The organism is Pseudomonas sp. p50(2008) (assembly GCF_015351605.1).
In the GTDB taxonomy this organism is placed as follows: domain Bacteria; phylum Pseudomonadota; class Gammaproteobacteria; order Pseudomonadales; family Pseudomonadaceae; genus Aquipseudomonas.
Genome location: NZ_JACMYF010000006.1, coordinates 25857 through 42778, shown reverse-complemented (window position 1 = coordinate 42778; position 16922 = coordinate 25857). Strand labels below are relative to the sequence as shown.

General features: G+C 57.8%; 15 protein-coding genes and 1 pseudogene. 12 read left to right on the top strand and 4 right to left on the bottom strand.

What is annotated here, in order from left to right; translation table 11 throughout:
- Positions 1–159: 159 nt before the first annotated feature.
- A complete protein-coding gene (locus tag H7698_RS17420; protein WP_064118082.1) occupies positions 160–1380 on the top strand; it encodes an MFS transporter in 1221 nt (406 codons plus the stop codon).
- A 1-nt stretch (position 1381) separates the two neighbouring features.
- Here the strand turns inward: H7698_RS17420 and H7698_RS17415 are convergent, their stop codons facing one another.
- Complete coding sequence (locus H7698_RS17415) at positions 1382–2269, bottom strand: LysR family transcriptional regulator (RefSeq protein ID WP_064118371.1); 888 nt, start codon at positions 2267–2269, stop codon at positions 1382–1384.
- A gap of 228 nt (positions 2270–2497) precedes the next feature.
- Here H7698_RS17415 and H7698_RS17410 point away from each other — a divergent pair, with 228 nt between their 5' ends.
- The 5 genes from H7698_RS17410 (at position 2498) to H7698_RS17390 (ending at position 7889) form a co-directional block, all read left to right on the top strand.
- Positions 2498–3478, top strand: a complete 981-nt coding sequence (locus tag H7698_RS17410) for an MBL fold metallo-hydrolase (protein WP_062378634.1) — start codon at positions 2498–2500, stop codon at positions 3476–3478.
- A gap of 240 nt (positions 3479–3718) precedes the next feature.
- Complete coding sequence (locus H7698_RS17405; protein WP_194692266.1) at positions 3719–4399, top strand: alpha/beta hydrolase; 681 nt, start codon at positions 3719–3721, stop codon at positions 4397–4399.
- 59 nt (positions 4400–4458) lie between these two features.
- Positions 4459–5214 carry an SDR family oxidoreductase gene (locus H7698_RS17400; RefSeq protein ID WP_062378588.1) on the top strand — a complete coding sequence of 252 codons (756 nt, stop codon included), beginning with the start codon at positions 4459–4461 and terminating at the stop codon, positions 5212–5214.
- Between the two features lie 236 nt (positions 5215–5450).
- A complete protein-coding gene (locus H7698_RS17395; RefSeq protein WP_064118084.1) occupies positions 5451–6557 on the top strand; it encodes an alkene reductase in 1107 nt (368 codons plus the stop codon).
- Positions 6558–6677: 120 nt separating this feature from the next.
- Positions 6678–7889 carry an MFS transporter gene (locus tag H7698_RS17390; protein ID WP_194692265.1) on the top strand — a complete coding sequence of 404 codons (1212 nt, stop codon included), beginning with the start codon at positions 6678–6680 and terminating at the stop codon, positions 7887–7889.
- 87 nt (positions 7890–7976) lie between these two features.
- On the opposite strand, the gene H7698_RS17385 is transcribed toward H7698_RS17390, so the two are convergent.
- Positions 7977–8921, bottom strand: coding sequence for a GlxA family transcriptional regulator (locus H7698_RS17385; protein ID WP_064118086.1), 945 nt, complete (start codon positions 8919–8921; stop codon positions 7977–7979).
- A gap of 305 nt (positions 8922–9226) precedes the next feature.
- Between H7698_RS17385 and H7698_RS17380 the strand changes: the two genes are divergently transcribed.
- Positions 9227–9949, top strand: coding sequence for an SDR family NAD(P)-dependent oxidoreductase (locus H7698_RS17380; RefSeq protein ID WP_064118087.1), 723 nt, complete (start codon positions 9227–9229; stop codon positions 9947–9949).
- 481 nt (positions 9950–10430) lie between these two features.
- Here the strand turns inward: H7698_RS17380 and H7698_RS17375 are convergent, their stop codons facing one another.
- Complete coding sequence (locus H7698_RS17375; RefSeq protein WP_194692264.1) at positions 10431–11060, bottom strand: hydrolase; 630 nt, start codon at positions 11058–11060, stop codon at positions 10431–10433.
- 224 nt (positions 11061–11284) lie between these two features.
- Here H7698_RS17375 and H7698_RS17370 point away from each other — a divergent pair, with 224 nt between their 5' ends.
- Positions 11285–12202 (top strand): LysR family transcriptional regulator, encoded by a 918-nt coding sequence (locus H7698_RS17370; RefSeq protein ID WP_194692263.1) that lies wholly within the window; start codon positions 11285–11287, stop codon positions 12200–12202.
- 190 nt (positions 12203–12392) lie between these two features.
- A pseudogene (locus tag H7698_RS31365) lies at positions 12393–12877 on the top strand (DUF6130 family protein).
- A 49-nt stretch (positions 12878–12926) separates the two neighbouring features.
- Here H7698_RS31365 and H7698_RS17365 read toward each other — a convergent pair.
- Positions 12927–13805: a LysR family transcriptional regulator gene (locus H7698_RS17365; protein WP_194692262.1), complete on the bottom strand. Its 879-nt coding sequence runs from the start codon at positions 13803–13805 to the stop codon at positions 12927–12929.
- A 108-nt stretch (positions 13806–13913) separates the two neighbouring features.
- On the opposite strand from H7698_RS17365, the gene H7698_RS17360 reads away from it, so the two are divergent.
- The 3 genes from H7698_RS17360 (at position 13914) to H7698_RS17350 (ending at position 16871) form a co-directional block, all read left to right on the top strand.
- Complete coding sequence (locus tag H7698_RS17360; RefSeq protein WP_194692261.1) at positions 13914–14915, top strand: zinc-dependent alcohol dehydrogenase family protein; 1002 nt, start codon at positions 13914–13916, stop codon at positions 14913–14915.
- A gap of 118 nt (positions 14916–15033) precedes the next feature.
- A complete protein-coding gene (locus H7698_RS17355) occupies positions 15034–15654 on the top strand; it encodes a tyrosine-type recombinase/integrase (RefSeq protein WP_194692260.1) in 621 nt (206 codons plus the stop codon).
- 95 nt (positions 15655–15749) lie between these two features.
- On the top strand, positions 15750–16871 hold the full coding sequence (locus tag H7698_RS17350; protein ID WP_328803748.1) for an NAD(P)/FAD-dependent oxidoreductase: 1122 nt from the start codon (positions 15750–15752) through the stop codon (positions 16869–16871).
- Positions 16872–16922: the final 51 nt, after the last annotated feature.

Below are 16922 nucleotides of genomic sequence, written 5' to 3'. Positions count from 1 at the left end.
CCGGCCAAAGGGCCGAACACTGCGGACAGGAAAGGCGCTAATGGCGGCACGCCTGTTCGATTGCGGAACGATTGATCCGCAGTGATCGGAGCTGCGCACTGTTTTTCCGCAGTGATCAGATACCTAGCATGGCGCCACTCATTACTGTGGAGCTTTGCCATGAACGATCTGTCTGCATCACCGGCCACCGCTGCGCTCGCGCCAGCTGAGCCGTCCTCCTGGCGCGACTGGCTGTCGGTGTACGCGGTGGCCCTGGGCGCTTTTGCCTTTGTCACCACCGAATACCTGCCTGTCGGCGTCCTGCCGCAAATTGCCAATAGCCTGGGCATCACCGATGGTATGGCCGGGTTAATGGTGACTGTGCCGGGCATGGTAGCGGCAGTGTCGGCGCCGGCGATCATGCTGGGCGCGGGGCGCATGAATCGGCGACACCTGTTGCTGCTGTTGACCCTGTTGCTGGTGGCGTCCAACGTCGTTTCGGCGGTGGCACCGTCATTGCCGATCATGTTGTTGGGGCGCGGCTTGTTGGGGGTGGCGCTGGGTGGTTTCTGGGCGGTGGCGATTGCGGCGGCCGGGCGGTTGGTCAGCGAGTCAAAAGCGGCGAAAGCGACGGCACTGATCTTTGCCGGGATTACCTTGGCGACGGTGTTCGGTGTGCCGTTTGGTACGTTTGTCAGCACGCTGTTTTCGTGGCGGATGTCGTTTGCCGTGACCGCAGGGCTCGCGCTGCTGGCGCTGATTGCGCAAGCGTTGACCTTGCCGTCATTGCCTTCCAGTGAAGGCTTGAAGTGGCGCGCGCTCGTGGCATTTGTATCACGCAGCAATGCCCGCCGCAGCATGCTGTTGCTCGGTACGGTAGTGGCGGCGCATTTCACGGCGTACACCTACATTGCGCCGTTCCTTGGGCATGACGCGGGTTTCTCGCCGAGTGCGATCACTGCGATTCTGTTGGGCTTTGGCCTGGTCGGCATGTTGGCGAACTTCGCCATGGCCGGGAGCATCACCACGCACCTGCGTGCGTCGCTGGGCGCCGTGGTGTTGCTGATGGTGATTGCGCAATTGGCCTTGCCCGGGTTGCAGGGTTGGGGCGTGACGTTGGCGGTGCTGGTGTGGGGTGTTGCCTACGGCGCAATTCCGCTGGGTGTGAGCAGCTGGATGCAACTGACGTCGCCGCAATTGCCGGAAGCCAGTTCCGCCATGTTGGTGACCACGTTTCAGGTGGCGATTGCTTCGGGTTCGCTGTTTGGCGGCTTGATGGTTGATCACGCCGGCGTGTCTTCAGCGTTGTGGCTGGGCGCCGCCATCGGTGTGCTCGGTTTGGCGGTGATGCTCAGTTTCGGTCTCGGCAAAGCGCCGATTGCCGAGGCACTGCAACGCTGATTCAAACCTTCAAGATGTTGTCTTTGAAAAAATCGATCAACACTCGCAACCTTGGTGCGGTCTGCTTCGACGCAGGCCAGAGCATCCACAGGTTGCCGGTGTGGTCGGTGTAGTCCGCCAACACCACTTTCAACCTGCCATCGGCCAACGGCTGACGGATTGAAAAATCCGGTAGGCAGGCAATCCCCACCCCATCGATCGCCAGGTACGTCAGCGGATCCATCGTGGTGCAGGTCAACGCCCGCGTCAGGTTCGGCTCGATGTGCGTATCGTCGACGCGCAGCGGCCAACGCTCGATCATCCCGGTGGCCGGAAACTTGTGCAGCAGGCACACGTGGCGGATCAAATCGTCCGGGTGTGTCGGATCACCATGACGCTCCAGATACGCTGGCGACGCCACCAACTGCAATTGATAACCCCCCAGCTTGCGCGCCATCAGCCGCGAATCCTGCGGCGCGCCCGTGCGGATCACCGCGTCGAACCCTTCCTCGATCACGTCCACCATGCGGTCGGACATGTCCACGTCCAGCTCGATGTCCGGGTAGGCACGCATGAACCCGGCCAGTACCGGCATGATCAACACGTTCTGGATCGGCACGCTGATGCGCACCTTGCCGCGCGGGGTGGCGGACAATTCCAGCAATTCCATTTCTGCCGCTTCCACTTCGCTGAGGATGCGTTTGCAGCGGTCCAGGAACAGCTCGCCTTCGGTGGTCAGGGTGACACTGCGGGTGCTGCGATGGAACAGCCGCACCCCCAGGCGTTCTTCCATGCGCGCCACGCTCTTGCCTACGGCGGAGGAGGAGATCTCCAGCAAGCGACCGGCTTCGGTAAAGCTGCGGGTTTCGGCGACTTGAATGAAGGCCGTGATGCCGCTGAGGCTGTCCATCATTTGAGGTGTGCTCGGTGCTGGGAAAGGGTTAAGGCAGAGTAGAGGCGGGCGGGGAAATTGGAAAGGGAAGTAATAGGGAGCGAGGCGTTGGCGTTGGCCGCGTTTTTAATACGACCTCTCGAATGCTGAACTAAGATCAACAGCCAGTACCGTAGGTCGCTAGTGGGAGTTGCCGGTTGGCTTCGTCCCTTTGCAGTGCTCCTCTACCAACGAAAAGGAATGGGAATGAAACTCTCCACGCTAGCTTCTCGCGCCGTCTTTGCAGTAACGCTGGCTATCGGCGCAGGACTTTTCGCAGTCGAGCCGGTTCAGGCCGCAGCGCCTATGCAACACAAGCAAGTCCCGGGCTTCTATCGCATGATGATGGGCGATTTCGAGGTCACCGCCCTCTTCGATGGCGGCATCAGTATTGATTCATCGCTACTCAGCGGCGACCCGGCCCTCATCCAGTCGCTGCTGCTGCGATCGTTTTTCGATGATCCGCAAAAGGTGTCTGGTTCGGTAACGGGCTATCTCATTAATACGGGTTCAAAACTCATCCTCATCGACACGGGCACCGGAGGCCATTGGGGAGGGCCGTCACTTGGCAAGCTCACTGACAACCTGAAGGCTGCTGGCTACAAACCCGCACAAATCGACCTGGTGTTGCTGACCCATATGCACGCCGACCACATTGGCGGAATCTACGACGCCAAAGGCCAGCGCGTGTTCTCGAAGGCACAGATTTCCATGATGAAGACCGAGAGTGACTTCTGGCTGTCTAAGGACATTGCGGAAAAAGCGCCGGAGGGCGCAAAAATATTCTTCCAGATTGCCCAGGCTGCTGCTGCGCCTTATCTGGCGGCTGGCAAATGGAAGCCATTGCAGGGCATGGATGAAATCGTGTCGGGCATTACTCCCGTTGCCATCCCGGGGCATACGCCTGGGCATGTGGGCTACAGGGTTTCGTCCAAGGGCCAATCGCTGCTGATCTGGGGCGACGTTGCCCACGTCGTCGCTGTGCAAATGCCACATCCCGAAGTGGGTATCGCGTTCGACGCTGACGGACCGACCGCAATCAAGACCCGCGAAGACCTTTTCGTGAAGTTGGCAGAGGGCAAAACCCTGGTCGGTGGTGCTCATATGCCGTTCCCTGGCTTTGGGCGCCTGCGCAAGGAAGACACAGGCTATTCATGGGTGCCGGTAACCTTCATGAACCTGAACTGATGGCCCAACCGACAAGGGATAAAGCCACCTGCTGATGATCATTCAAACCAAGGGTGATCACTGTGCAGAAAGTTGCCTTAATGCTGGCTGCACTCTCTGCAGAGTATGCCAATCCTGCAGCCAGTGAGATGTCCCGAAACGTCGGTATTTCGACCCATCTGCTTCTTAGCTCGCGCCTAGCATAGACCCTGAATTCACAGCACGGGCAACCCGCCCGTCTACCCGAAATCAGGAGAAGGCATGAGCACTATCGAACACGTCATTCTTGTACACGGTGCCTGGGCCGACAGCACCAGCTGGAACAAATCGCGCGCCTTGATCGAAGCCGCCGGCCTGAGTACGACCACGGTCAACCTGCCGCTGACGTCGCTGGCAGCAGATGCCGACGTCGTGTCCCAGGCCATCGCCGCCGCTCCAGGACCGGTGTTGCTGGTGGGCCATTCCTATGGCGGTGCGGTCATCAGCGAGGCAGGTGTTCACGCCAAGGTGGCGGGCCTCGTCTATATCAACGCCTTTACCCCTGACATTGGCGAATCAGCTTTGGGGCTGACCGCATTGGCCGAGCCGTCGCTGATGAGTGCCGAGATCCGCATAGATCAGGCGGGTTCGTCGAGCCTCACTTACGAGGGTGTCCATGAAGGCTTTGCTCAGGATGTGAGTGCGCAGGAGAAGCGTCAGCTGTTTGAAAACCAGCGTCCGACCGCTGTAGCGGCACTCACCGCACCACTCACTCAAGCCGCCTGGCAGGACAAGCCCAGCTGGTATCTGGTGGCGACCCTTGATAACGCCATAGCACCGGCACTTCAAGAGCTGATGGTGAAGAAGATTGGCGCCGTCAGCGACCATGTCAATGCGGGCCATTGCTCAATGATTTCCAAACCTGCGGTTGTCGCCGACCTGATCATTCGCTCCGCCAAGTAACCGATATTTCCCCTTCATTGTTCACGCTTTGCATTTCTGTAATCTCAGAGGACTCACCCATGAAACTCACTCAAAACACCATCTTCATTACCGGCGGCGGCTCTGGCATCGGCCGTGGGCTGGCCGAAGCACTGCACAAACTGGGAAACCAGGTAATTATCTCAGGTCGGCGCAAGGGCCATCTGGAAGCCGTCGTTGCAGCCAACCCGGGCATGCACGCGGTCGAACTGGATATCACCGATCCAGCCAGTATTACCGCGGTCGCGAAACAGTTGATCAACGAATTCCCGCAACTCAATGTGCTGATCAATAACGCCGGGATCATGTTGCCGGACACTGCCGCCGGCCAAGTGGATGACGAATTGCTAGCGTCGACCATTACCACCAATCTGATGGGCCCCATCCGCATGACTTCGGCGCTGATCGAGCACCTCAAGAAGGCCGATGACGCCTATGTGGCGTACACCTCTTCAGTACTCGGTTTCGTGCCCATGGCGCTGACGGCGGTGTACAGCGCCACCAAGGCCGCGCTGCACTCTTATGCACTGTCTCAGCGCTTCATGCTGCGCGATACCTCGGTCAAGGTGCTGGAAATCGCGCCGCCATGGGTACGTACCGAGCTGATGGATAGCTCCGAAGCGGAACTGGCGATGCCATTGGATGAGTTTATTGCCGAGACGATAGCGGTGCTGGGTACGGACGCGGTTGAAATTCTGGTCGAGCGGGCCAAGCCATTGCGCGCTAATGCAGGGGCGGATGAACACGCCTTTGTCACTGAGTTCAATGCTCAGCTATTGGCACTCTACGCCCAGTGAGCACCCTACGGCGCTTGCATGAGTGCGGGCGCCGTTATCCGGACATCGACAGTTCGATCTCCATGATCGCCAGCATTACAGCCAAAAAGTCCGAAGTGATGGGAAACGCGGCCCATTTATTCACTCCGGGAAATCACCTTTACTGATGCCAAGCGCCCCAACCCCGAAAGCCCACATGGCTATCGACCCGGGCGGATATCCAATGGCTCTACACATACACTTCAATCGAGGCAACCATGTCCAAACTTCATTCCCCAGTTAAAGTCGGGCGGTTCACCTTCGCCCACCGCATTGTATTGGCGCCTCTGACCCGGATGCGTGCCGAAGATGGCGCTCGCCCTGGCGCCCTGATGGCCGAGTACTACGCTCAGCGCACTTCCGAAGGCGGATTCCTGATCGGTGAAGCAACAATTGCCGCACCAAACGGCAACGGCTATCTCGGCGCACCAGGCCTGTTCGACGACAGCCAGATCGTCGGCTGGAAACACGTCACTGACGCCGTGCACGCTAAAGGCGGCAAAATCTTTCTGCAGCTTTATCATGCGGGTCGCCAATCCAATGTCGACGTGCAGCCTGCAAACAGCATCCCCGTCGGCCCATCGGAAGTCCCGCACGGCGGCGTTGCTTACACCACCGAAGGTTGGGTACCCAATACCCCGAACCGCGCCCTGACCATCGAAGACATCGCAGGCCTGGTGGAAAGCTTCCGCACTGCTGCCGAACGTGGCGTGAAAGCCGGTTTTGACGGCGTGGAACTGCATGGTGCCAACGGTTATTTGATCGACCAGTTCCTGCAGGACAACAGCAACAAGCGCACCGACATTTACGGAGGCTCGTTCGAAAACCGCGCACGCTTTCTGCTGGAAGTGACCAACGCGCTGATTTCGGTGTGGGGCAGTGATCGAGTGGCGGTTCGTGTCGGCCCGAGCGGCACCTGGGGTGACATGGGCGACAGCGATCCAGAAGGCCTGTTCACCTACGTCGCGCAACAACTGGCGCCGCTGAACCTGGCTTACCTGCACCTGATCGAGCCGCGCATCCTGGGCAACATCGAGGACGAGAATGCCGACCCGGCGCCGGTCGCTGCCCAGCTGATGCGCAAACACTACAAAGGCGTGATCATTGCTGCCGGTGGCTTTGACGGCGAATCCGCCGAGGCCATCCTTCAGGCTGGCGACGCCGATCTGGTGGCCTTCGGTCGCCACTTCATCGCCAACCCGGATTTGCCGGAGCGCCTGCGCCACAATCTGCCACTGAACGCTTATGACCGTCCGACCTTTTTTGGCGGTACCGAGGTGGGTTACACCGACTACGAGTTCTATAAAGAAGAAGCGATTGCGTAACGTCTTTCGCCAAGCTCGAGTTGCTTTAGCGCAGATACCAAACGAAGCCCCCTCGCGGGGGCTTTTTTATGTGTACACGCGATCTACAGGGCGCCATCACTTTTTCACAGCTGGAATACCATGAACTCAACCCAATTCATCAAAAGCAACCGGCCGCTGTATTGGCTGGCCTTAGGCACGTTTGCCGTCGGTACCGAAAGCTTCATGATCGCGGGCTTGCTTCCCGGAATGGCGAAGGATCTTGGCGTTAGCGTTGCCACGGCGGGTCAGTTGGTCACGGTATTTGCTCTGGCCTATGCACTGAGCTCTCCAGTGCTGGCTGCGCTGACCGGGAACCTGAACCGGCGCAGGCTGCTGATTGGTGCCATGGCGATATTTGCGCTGGCCAATCTGCTGGCCTTCACGGCCAGTGGTTATTGGTCGTTGATGGCCGCGAGAGTGGTGCTGGCACTCGCGGCGGCAGTGTATGTACCCGGTGCGAACGCACTGGCCAGCGTGGTCGTGCCTCCCGAACAGCGTGGCCGCGCCATCGCTATCGTCAACGGTGGCCTGTCGCTTGCCATTGCCCTGGGAGTTCCGGCGGGCACGGTACTGGGGGCGGCAATGGGTTGGCGCGCCACGTTCGGCAGCGTCGCGATCATTGCCGCGTTGGCTGTTGCCGGTTTGCTGATAGGCCTTCCACGCGAGATAGGAACCGGACTCGCTACTGCCAGCCTGCGCCAGCGAATTTCAACTGCGGCTCAGCCTGCGGTATTGCATACGTTGCTGATCACTACGTTGTGGGCGATGGCGAGCTACACCACTTACACCTATCTCGCTCCGCTTTTGGAGGCCACCACCCTTATAAATGGCCCGGCAATAGGTTTCGTGCTATTTGGCTGGGGTGTTTCAGCCGCAATCGGCCTGGCCATCAGCGGCCGGGCGGTAGACCGAAGAGGTCCGCGCGCAGTGATCCTGCCAGCGTTGGCGACATCCACTACCGCGTTCGTCGTCCTGTCGCTGGCGCCGCACTTTGTCGGCAAACAGTTTGTCATTGTGCCGATAGTCCTCGCCATCGCTGCCTGGGGCGTGGCGCACTGGGCTTTTTATCCTGCACAGCAAACCACGCTGGTCGGCGTGGCCGGCGTTGCGAGCGCGCCAGTGGTGTTGTCGCTCAACGCCTCCTTCATGTACCTCGGTTTCTCACTGGGTGCGGGTCTCGGCTCTCTGACATTGCACTACAGCTCATTGGCCAACCTTGGCTTTGTCAGTGCCCTCTGCGCAGCAACGGCCTTGGCCTTGGCCTACACATCCGGCCGCCGACCTGCACCGCAACTTCAACCTTCAAATTAAATAATCTATACGCTCTAAAAGTAGCGTTCCAAGAATGAATAACGGCGGCCAATGGCCGCCGTTATTCTGCTGCGAAAAAATAGAAGCTTATACCTCAGCGTTGGAACCGAAGGTCCGGCGCAACGATTGCGGGGATTGACCATACACGCGCAGGAAGGCCCGGCGCATGCGTTCACGGTCGCCAAAGCCGGTCTCCGAGGCCACCGCCTCAAGCGTTAGTCGCCCCTGTTCGATCATCAATCGGGCGGCCTCCAGACGTAGATTCTCAATGGCCTTGGCGGGTGAGCTTCCGGTCTGCTCGCGAAAGCTTCGACTGAACTGCCGAGGGCTCAGGCACGCTGCATCCGCCAGGTCTTCTACGGAAAGGTCGCGGCGCAGGTTTTTTCGAGCGAAGTCCAGCGATTGCTGAATGCGGTCGGAGCTCGGACTCAGTTCCAGCATCGCCGAATGCTGGGACTGCCCACCCGCGCGGCGATGGTAAAGCACCAGCCGCTGCGAGACGGTCCGGGCCAGCGCGGCACCGTAATCCTTCTCGACCATACCGATGGTTAAATCGAGCGCAGCGGTCATGCCTGCCGAGGTCCAGATCTTGCCATCGATGATGAAGATGCGATCTTCTTCTACCTTAATTGCGGGGAATCTATCGCGCATTTCCTTGGCGCGAGCCCAGTGCACTGTGGCTCGACGGCCATCGAGCAATCCGGACTCGGCAAGCGCGAAAGCACCGACGCACAAAGCGCCTACCCGCCGTGAATGTGCATTGGCTTCAACCAGAAAGGAGTGAATACCGTCCGACGCCGAACTGCGATCCATTGCACCACTGATCAAGACGGTATCGAAATCAGTCTTGTTGAACTGCTGAGTATCAACCGACGTGAACAGGGAGCTGGCGACCAAGCCTCCATGCTCGGATAGCACACTGATGTCGTAGAGTTTTTCACCCGCGGCCAGGTTGGCAAACTCGAAAGCTGAAAGCGCAGCAAGGCTCATCACTTGAAAATCGGGCCGTACGATTAACGCCACACTTTGCATAAAAACTCCCGTTCGCCCAGTTGAACACTGGCTTGACGCATGAATGTCTGGTGACAGGCGAAACGTAAGCATGCGCGAAAATCGCGGGACTGCAAGCAGAAACGCGATTTCGAGGGGGTTAGCGTTTTGCGCCGGATAAATTCAGTAAGACCGATACTGAGCTACGAGAAACTTCGGAATGCCAACATTTCCGGCCATAAACTTGACCAGACCAAGGCCGAAAATGATGGTTTTACGGCCTTTACCGACATACGGGCGTTCACTACTCTGGCCCTATTACATGCACCGCCTTTGGAGCAAACCGCATGACTCATAAAGGCACGGCCGTTATAACCGGCGCGGGTACAGCAATAGGCATAGCTTTCGCCCACCGACTGACTCAGCGGGGCTACGACTTGATTTTAATTGCGGTGGATCGGCCGCAATTAATGACGCTTGCTGCAGCGCTCACTGACTCCAGCGGACGATCGGTGGAAGTGCTGAATGCTGATTTGGCAGTGTCCGCCGAAGTTGTCCGCATCGAGGCCTTGTTAAGCCAGGACGCCAGTATCACATTGCTCATCAACCATCACGACATCACAGAGGAAAATGAGATAGGGGCCACAATCGCCTTGGGGATCACTGCTCCCGTACGCTTGTTCTACGCATTGGCAAATGGTTTCGTAAAGAGGGGCGCCGGAACGGTTATCAATCTGGTGCCCGTGTTCGAGGCGAGTTCCGGTGCTGCCATTGAGTCGGCGAACAGCGCTTTTTTGCTCTCGCTATCCCACGCGCTGCGGCAGCATTTCAATAAAGTCGCAGTACGCGTTCAAGCAATTTTGTATGCAGGTTCACAGCAAACCCAATATCAAGGCGCAGTGGCCATTGTGGATGCCGCGCTAGAGGATTTTGATTCTGGAGAAGCCATCTCGCTACCCAAGTTTGCCGATCGGGTGATATGGAATAAATTCGAGGTTGCCCGACTGGAATTGCTCAGTCGGGTAGCAGGGGGTCCCAATATCGTCTCACCTGCACGTCTGCTCCATTGACCTAGGGTGGGTAGCGAATGCATGTCTCCCCGTTAAGTGATTACAGGTATCCTCGTCCAAATAGAGCGGATATCCGACCATCTTAGTTCAGGACCTCTGGGCACGACATAGGTCATCCTGTTAACCAAGCTGTTGGACGCGGCGCACCTATCCTGGTTTGCTAATGATGAAAATCCCCGGGTCGCTTCTGCCGGGTAGACTGCTCATGACGGTGAGCCACTTTCCGCAAACGGCCGCTTTGGGGCGATTTCGGCTTGTGACGACAGGCAGCTATTGGCCGGAAGCAGCCCGTCGCGAGAGGCAGCAACCGGCCAAAAGCGGTCAGTCGATATAGTCTCCCTCGGTGGCTATCTCGCCCTGCTCGAACTCGCCAGGCATACAACCCCAAGGGTGGAAAGCGCATGTCTTGCTGCAATGAAGGTGACGGTCACATTGAGTGTCACCTTCATTCGTTAGCGAGGCTGGTGGCCTCTGCTCCTATTTAGAGGGCCTTTTTTTCGGCGTTGAAGCCGTCGAAGTTTTCGAACACGCCCATGAAGCCCGGAATGCTCGCTTCACGCGCCCAGTCGCGCTGCAATTCGCAGTACATCTGTACGCGACTGATCAGTTTCGCCCCCGCCCGCTCCATGCGGCGCAATGCCGCGTCGTGCGCGGCAAGAGAGGTTCCACCGACCGCATCGACCGGAATATAGACCTCATAACCTTCTTGGATCGCGTCGAGTACCGGGAAGGCCAGACAGGCTTCGGTCCACAGCGCGGTCATGATCAGTTTGCGGCGCCCGCAGGCTTTAACCGCCTGCTTGAATTCGCTGTCTTCCCAGCTATTGATCGAGGTGCGGTCGTAGGTAGGCAAGTGGCCGAGCACGTCTTGCAGTTGCTGAATGGGCGGCTTGTTGCGACCGGTGCCGACGTTGACGGTCGAGTGAATGATGGGGAGATTGAAGTTAACCGCCGCCTTGGCGACGCTTGTGATGTTGAACACCAGTTCCTCGCGCGGCATCGAGCGGATCGAGGACACCTGGACCGGCTGGTAGTCGATGATGATAAAAGCCGAGTTATCCGGCGTCAGGAGTTGGTCGGTGTGGGGGTTGCGGATCGTTTCGCTCGTCATAGCTAGTCCTCGTTATGGATGTGATCCACGCGTGCAGTTGGGCTGGATATCTCACGCGCTGAGGCGACGATCACGAACCTGACACTGCTGCGAGTAAGGGGCGAGCCGTTAACAAGCCATGCGTCAGCGGCGTCGTTGCCTGTGAGCGGCATTTTGCTGTTCCCTTAAGCGCACCGGTAGTAGCATTGCTCGACTAGCTGTGCAGCGAGAAGGGGAACGCCGAATTGGATATCGAAGAGCTACGGACATTTGTCGAGGTTGCCGATGCCGGAGGCGTTTCGCCTGCTGCGCTTCGGCTTGGAGTATCCAAGTCGATCGTCAGTCGCAGGCTGGCGCGTCTGGAAACGGAGCTTAGCGTGCAGTTGCTGACACGGTCCACCCGTGGCGCGGCGCTGACAGAAGCCGGTGCTACGTTCCGCGAACATGCCGCCAAGGTGTGTGCCGAGATTGAATTAGCACGGGAAGCAATTCTGCCCGCGGGCCCCCTGCGTGGTCGTATGCGCGTTGCCGCACCGCTGTCTTTCGGACCGACGCATATCGCCCCGGTGGTGGCAGAGATGGCGCGCAGACACCCACAGCTGAATATCCAGACCTGCTACACCGATCGCTTTGTAGATCTCATTGCCGAGGGATACGACTGTGGCATACGGGTTGGTTACCTTCCTGACTCCAACCTTATCGGCAGACGTGTGGGCCCGATCGGAGTCCAGCTGGTCGCGAGCCCAGGCTATATCAAGGTCTATGGCTCACCGCAACGGCCGGACGAACTGGCCTCCCATCAAGCCTTGATGCAGAGCACTGAGGCCTGGCAGTTTATGGATGGTGGCAAGGTTATTTCGGTTCGCCCTCAGGGGCGATTCAAGGCCGACAACGGCGTCGCGCTTGTCGCCGCCGCCATAGCAGGGCTGGGGGTCGCTTACCTGCCCGATAGCCTCACCCATGACAGCCTCGCCTCCGAAGCACTGGTGCCAATCATGACGAGTTATCCACCGCCTCCCGCGGGAGCGTATTTGGTCCGTCCTCCAGGTCAGCATCCCGCGCGGAAGATCCGTGTCCTCACCGAACTCCTGATCGAGTACTTCGGAAAGTCTCCACACTTTGCAGGGGCCGCCTCTACCTTTCCCCCCGAGTCTCCCTCATGACTGTTTCTGGCCGTTTTTGACTGTCACCGCCGGCAGCTATGGGTCGTTTTCTGCCTCTCGTGACGGGCAGAAAACGCCAAAAGCGGCCATTCCGTGTCGATGAAATACGTTGGTGATTCCAATTTCAAAAGAACAGTGGGGAATACTCAGTTTGATCTAGGCTTGAATGAAATAACGCGGAGAAAAACACATGTCCCTCGCTCCCGGAAATCTATTGGCCCTGGCTTTGGGTGTCTTCTTTTGTGGATCCGTGCTCGGACAAGGGGTAGCAGACACCGATTCTCCACCGGCGATACTTCCATTGGAGTCCGAGAGTGCGCCGAGACTCATTGCGTACCCGCCGCTTGCCGAGCCGCTCGCCCGCGGAGTTGTCATCATCCAGTTTCGAACAGAGCACGCCAGGATCATGCCGGTATTTGGCAAAGCGGCTGTTGAGGTATCACCACGTTTAGGTCACCTTCACGTGACCGTCGATGACTGGAAAGGTACATGGGCGCACACAAGTGAAGACCCAATATCCTGGTCGGACTAACGCCTGGTACTCACAAGGTTGTTCTGGAAGTGGCCGACCCGACTCACAAGATCATCACCAGTACGACAGTGAGTTTTATTGTGCCGGAGAAGAAACCAGCGGAGGCTCCCCGCACTGACGATGATCACGTAGTAAAACCCTAACTGCTGTGCAACGATCGGCCAATAGCGGACGGCGTATGACAAGGCGCTTCTACAAATGCTCGCGTAGAAAATCGATGAACGCCATCGTCCGCGCCGAGCGTCGCCGCTCACGACTGAGCACGGCGCTGACAGGCAGCGCACTGGTCTTATAATTGTCGAGTATGGTACGAACCGTGCCCTGCTCAATGTCAGCTGTGAACAGCCATTCTGGTGAGAGGGAAATACCCAAGCCGGAGAGAACCATCTCGCGGATGGCCTCGCTGCTGTTACTCGTGACGTTGCCCTGAATACCTACATCGAGCTCCTGTGCAATGTGCGTAAATTGCCAACGGTCGTAATGCTCCAGCAAAGTGAAGCCGATGCAGTTGTGATCCGAGAGTTCGTTGGGCTCACGTGGCACGCCGTGTAGATCCAGGTAGCTGGGCGCGGCATAGACACGCCGCGGGCTATTGCCCAATGGCAGTGCCACTAATCCCTCGCTCTTCACCACGCCAATGCGGATAGCCAGATCGATGTTTTCTTTGAGCAAGTCTTCATTGTGGTCACTCAGCCGTAGGTCAATCCGGACATCAGGATGGCGTTGCAGGAATGTCCCTATGAGCGGCGCGATGCATAACCGTCCATAACTGACCGGGGCGGCGACTCGTAAAGGGCCGGCGATCTGCTCCTGGCCACTGGTAAAGCTACGCGTGGCAGTTTCAACTTGGCCGAGAATTTCCTGGCAGTGGTCGTAGAAGCGTTGACCTTGGTCGGTCAGGGCCAGGTGCCGAGTGCTGCGTGCGAACAATGGCCCACCCAGATACTGCTCCAGCGCGCGTACTTGCTTACTCACTGCCGGTTGCCCCATGTTCAGCTCACGAGCGACCGCCGAAAACGACCCGCGCTCCACGACCCGAACAAAGATGTGCATGCTGTCGAACAGATCCATCGACGATTAGTTCTCTTTGTGGAATAAGTCATATGCAAACTACGTTTCTTATCGGAATGATTAAAGCGCGGCAATCTGTAAGCGTCCATTCCAACACGGGTTCCCGTCATGAAACACTCCATGCTTGCCGCTATCGCCGAGTCCGCTCAGTCCCCTCTGGCCATCAGTGAAATCGATCGCCCTGCTCCCGGTAAGGGGCAAGTACTGGTCAAGGTTCACGCCGCAGGAGTCAATCCGCTCGATACCAAAATTGCCACCGGCGCTGGGGCTCACGCCCGCCAAGCGCTGCCGGCAGTGCTCGGCCTTGACCTCGCCGGTACGGTCGCCGAACTGGGTGAAGCGGTCGAGGGTTTCACCATAGGCCAGGAAGTCTTCGGCATGCCCGGCGGGATCGGTGGTGCCCAAGGTACTATGGCCGAGTACATTGCCGTGGATGCCCGGCTGATCGCTGCCAAGCCACACACCCTCAACATGCGTGAGGCGGCTGCATTGCCTTTGGTGTTCATTACCGCATGGGAGGGTCTGGTCGATCGCGCCAATGTCCGCGCCGGTCAGCGTGTACTGATTCATGGCGGCGCAGGTGGGGTTGGCCAAGTGGCTGTGCAACTGGCTAAGGCTCGCGGTGCCGATGTCTACGCCACCGGTTCGGCGGGTAGTCTGGACTTCATTCGCTCGCTGGGGGCTACGGCGATCGACTATCAGGCACAGAGCGTCGAGGACTATGTCGAGCATTACACGGCTGGCGAAGGATTCGACATTGTCTACGACACTGTCGGCGGCAGCACCCTGGATGCTTCATTCAAAGCGGTGAAAGCTTATACAGGGCACGTGCTGAGTTGCCTCGGTTGGGGCCAACATAGCCTGGCGCCGTTGTCGTTCAAAAGTGCAACCTACTCGGGCGTCTTCACCTTGGCGCCGCTGCTCACCGGCAAAGGACGCGAACACCACGGTGCTATCCTGCGCGAGGCCGCTGCGCTCGCCAATGCTGGTCAACTGACAATCCGCGTGGATCAACAGCATTTTGCGCTGCCAGACGTCAACGAGGCATTTCGCCAAGTCGCCGAAGGCCGCGGCAAGGGCAAGACGGTAATCCAGGTTGTGAGTGCATAGCCCCTTATAATCTCTTCAAAGCGCAATCGGCCAAAAGGCGTCCGCCTATGGCCGGATTGAGCCCCTCACTCACTGTGACTGATCCACCCTTATCCTCCCTCAACGTGGAGGATCAGCCATGAACACTAATGCCACACATAGCCATCAGCCTTGGAACAAGGGAAAGATTGTCGGGCAGAAAGCACCGCTTCGAGTCAGAGATATCTGGGCCATTCGGGTCAGACTCCAGCTCGCGGAGAAAACACGAGATTTGGCACTCTTCAACTTGGCTATTGACAGCAAACTGCGTGCCTGTGACTTAACCAAGCTGCGAGTGCGTGATATAGCCCATGGAGAACATGTGTCGTCACGGGCCATCGTGATGCAGCAGAAAACCCAGCATCCAGTGCAATTTGAAATCACTGAGCAAACCCGAACGGTTCTGGAGGCTTGGATGCATCGGGCCCACCTTAGAAGTGAGGACTTCTTGTTCCCAACCCGGCTGCACGACTCAGAACACCTATCGACCAGACAATACGCTCGAATAGTGAAAGCGTGGGTGACCGCCATTGGACTTGACCCAACCATGTACGGTACTCACACGCTACGGAGAACCAAGGCATCGCTGATCTATCGCAGAACGAAAAACCTGAGAGCTGTCCAACTCCTGCTAGGTCATACGAAGCTTGAAAGCACAGTCAGATACCTGGGAATCGAGGTAGATGATGCCCTGGAAATGGCGGAACAGACTGAAGTCTGATCATCCATAGTGACGGTCGATGCTAGACCGTCGCTATCCGGCCAGGTGAAGACACTGAAACCGCGTTCTGAACGATCAGGTTTTCAGGTGGTGAAATGCTCCAGCCGTCGTACCATCGGCAGGTCGACAGAATGGAGGTTGATATGGGAAATGTTCAGGGCAAACGAGTCGTGGTCATTGGTGCAGGCATCGTGGGCGCTTCGCTGGCGTATCATTTGGCTGATAAAGGCGCAAATATCACCGTGGTTGAGGCTGGAGATATCGCGTCGGGAGTGACTGGAACTTCATTCGCATGGATCAACACCCAACACGGAAAACCCGACCCCATTGCAGAGCTGCGCGCAGCTGCAATCGAGGCCTATCGTCGACTCGAATCCCGGTTACCTGACCTGAACATACGATGGACAGGTGCTTTGTCTTTCAACGAGACGGCAAGTGAGGCGCTGTCAGCTTCAGGTCATCAGGCTTCGGCAAATCTGGTAGATCGATCGCAGATTCTCGGCCTTGAACCAAATCTCAAGAATCCTCCTCAATCTGCTGTGTACGCGGCTGATGAAGGGGCGCTGGACGCAGTGGCAGTTACTCATGCGTTGATCGCAGGTGCCCAGGCAAATGGGGCGAAGATTCTCACCCATACGCGTGTTCTGGGCTTTGTAACCCGGGGCGCCACGGTGACGGGCGTTGAAACGACAATGGGTATCATCGATGCTGATGTGGTCGTACTTGCGGCCGGAACAGGCATCACGACACTGACAGACAGGCTTGCGGTGTCTCTTCCAATAGAGGCCTCGCCTGCCATTTTCATCCGTTACAAGTCTCAACCCGAACTCGTACACACCCTTATATCCAGCGCTGAGATGGAAGTGCGACAAAGTGCGGAGGGTGCGTTGCTGGCAGCAGAAGATTATCTGGACGACGCCATTGAGAATCAGCCCGCAGCGATAGCGCTTCGAACTGCCAGGACAATCCGCAACCAACTCCATGGGACGGGTTCCATCGATGTGCAATTGGCTTGTGTCGGACTCAGACCCATGCCTGCGGATGGCCTGCCCATCATCGGTTATCTACCAAAAGTGGGCGGCGTCTATGTGTGTGTCATGCATCCTGGCGTCACTTTGGCAGCGATAGTGGGGCGTCTTGCCAGCGAGGAAATCATCGACGACAAGGTATCCAGCTCCCTTTGCCTATGCCGGCCCGATCGATTCGTTCAAGTGTAGTGCGCCGATTTCATAAAAAACCGAACGGTGCCAAAGACTCAATCAAACGCA

Excerpts from the sequence above, each read along its gene's own strand:
- H7698_RS17420 (WP_064118082.1), top strand. The coding sequence starts at position 160 with ATGAACGATCTGTCTGCATCACCGGCCACCGCTGCGCTCGCGCCAGCT.
- H7698_RS17415 (WP_064118371.1), bottom strand. The coding sequence starts at position 2,269 with ATGGACAGCCTCAGCGGCATCACGGCCTTCATTCAAGTCGCCGAAACC.
- H7698_RS17410 (WP_062378634.1), top strand. The coding sequence starts at position 2,498 with ATGAAACTCTCCACGCTAGCTTCTCGCGCCGTCTTTGCAGTAACGCTG.
- H7698_RS17405 (WP_194692266.1), top strand. The coding sequence starts at position 3,719 with ATGAGCACTATCGAACACGTCATTCTTGTACACGGTGCCTGGGCCGAC.
- H7698_RS17400 (WP_062378588.1), top strand. The coding sequence starts at position 4,459 with ATGAAACTCACTCAAAACACCATCTTCATTACCGGCGGCGGCTCTGGC.
- H7698_RS17395 (WP_064118084.1), top strand. The coding sequence starts at position 5,451 with ATGTCCAAACTTCATTCCCCAGTTAAAGTCGGGCGGTTCACCTTCGCC.
- H7698_RS17390 (WP_194692265.1), top strand. The coding sequence starts at position 6,678 with ATGAACTCAACCCAATTCATCAAAAGCAACCGGCCGCTGTATTGGCTG.
- H7698_RS17385 (WP_064118086.1), bottom strand. The coding sequence starts at position 8,921 with ATGCAAAGTGTGGCGTTAATCGTACGGCCCGATTTTCAAGTGATGAGC.
- H7698_RS17380 (WP_064118087.1), top strand. The coding sequence starts at position 9,227 with ATGACTCATAAAGGCACGGCCGTTATAACCGGCGCGGGTACAGCAATA.
- H7698_RS17375 (WP_194692264.1), bottom strand. The coding sequence starts at position 11,060 with ATGACGAGCGAAACGATCCGCAACCCCCACACCGACCAACTCCTGACG.
- H7698_RS17365 (WP_194692262.1), bottom strand. The coding sequence starts at position 13,805 with ATGGATCTGTTCGACAGCATGCACATCTTTGTTCGGGTCGTGGAGCGC.
- H7698_RS17360 (WP_194692261.1), top strand. The coding sequence starts at position 13,914 with ATGAAACACTCCATGCTTGCCGCTATCGCCGAGTCCGCTCAGTCCCCT.
- H7698_RS17355 (WP_194692260.1), top strand. The coding sequence starts at position 15,034 with ATGAACACTAATGCCACACATAGCCATCAGCCTTGGAACAAGGGAAAG.
- H7698_RS17350 (WP_328803748.1), top strand. The coding sequence starts at position 15,750 with ATGCTCCAGCCGTCGTACCATCGGCAGGTCGACAGAATGGAGGTTGAT.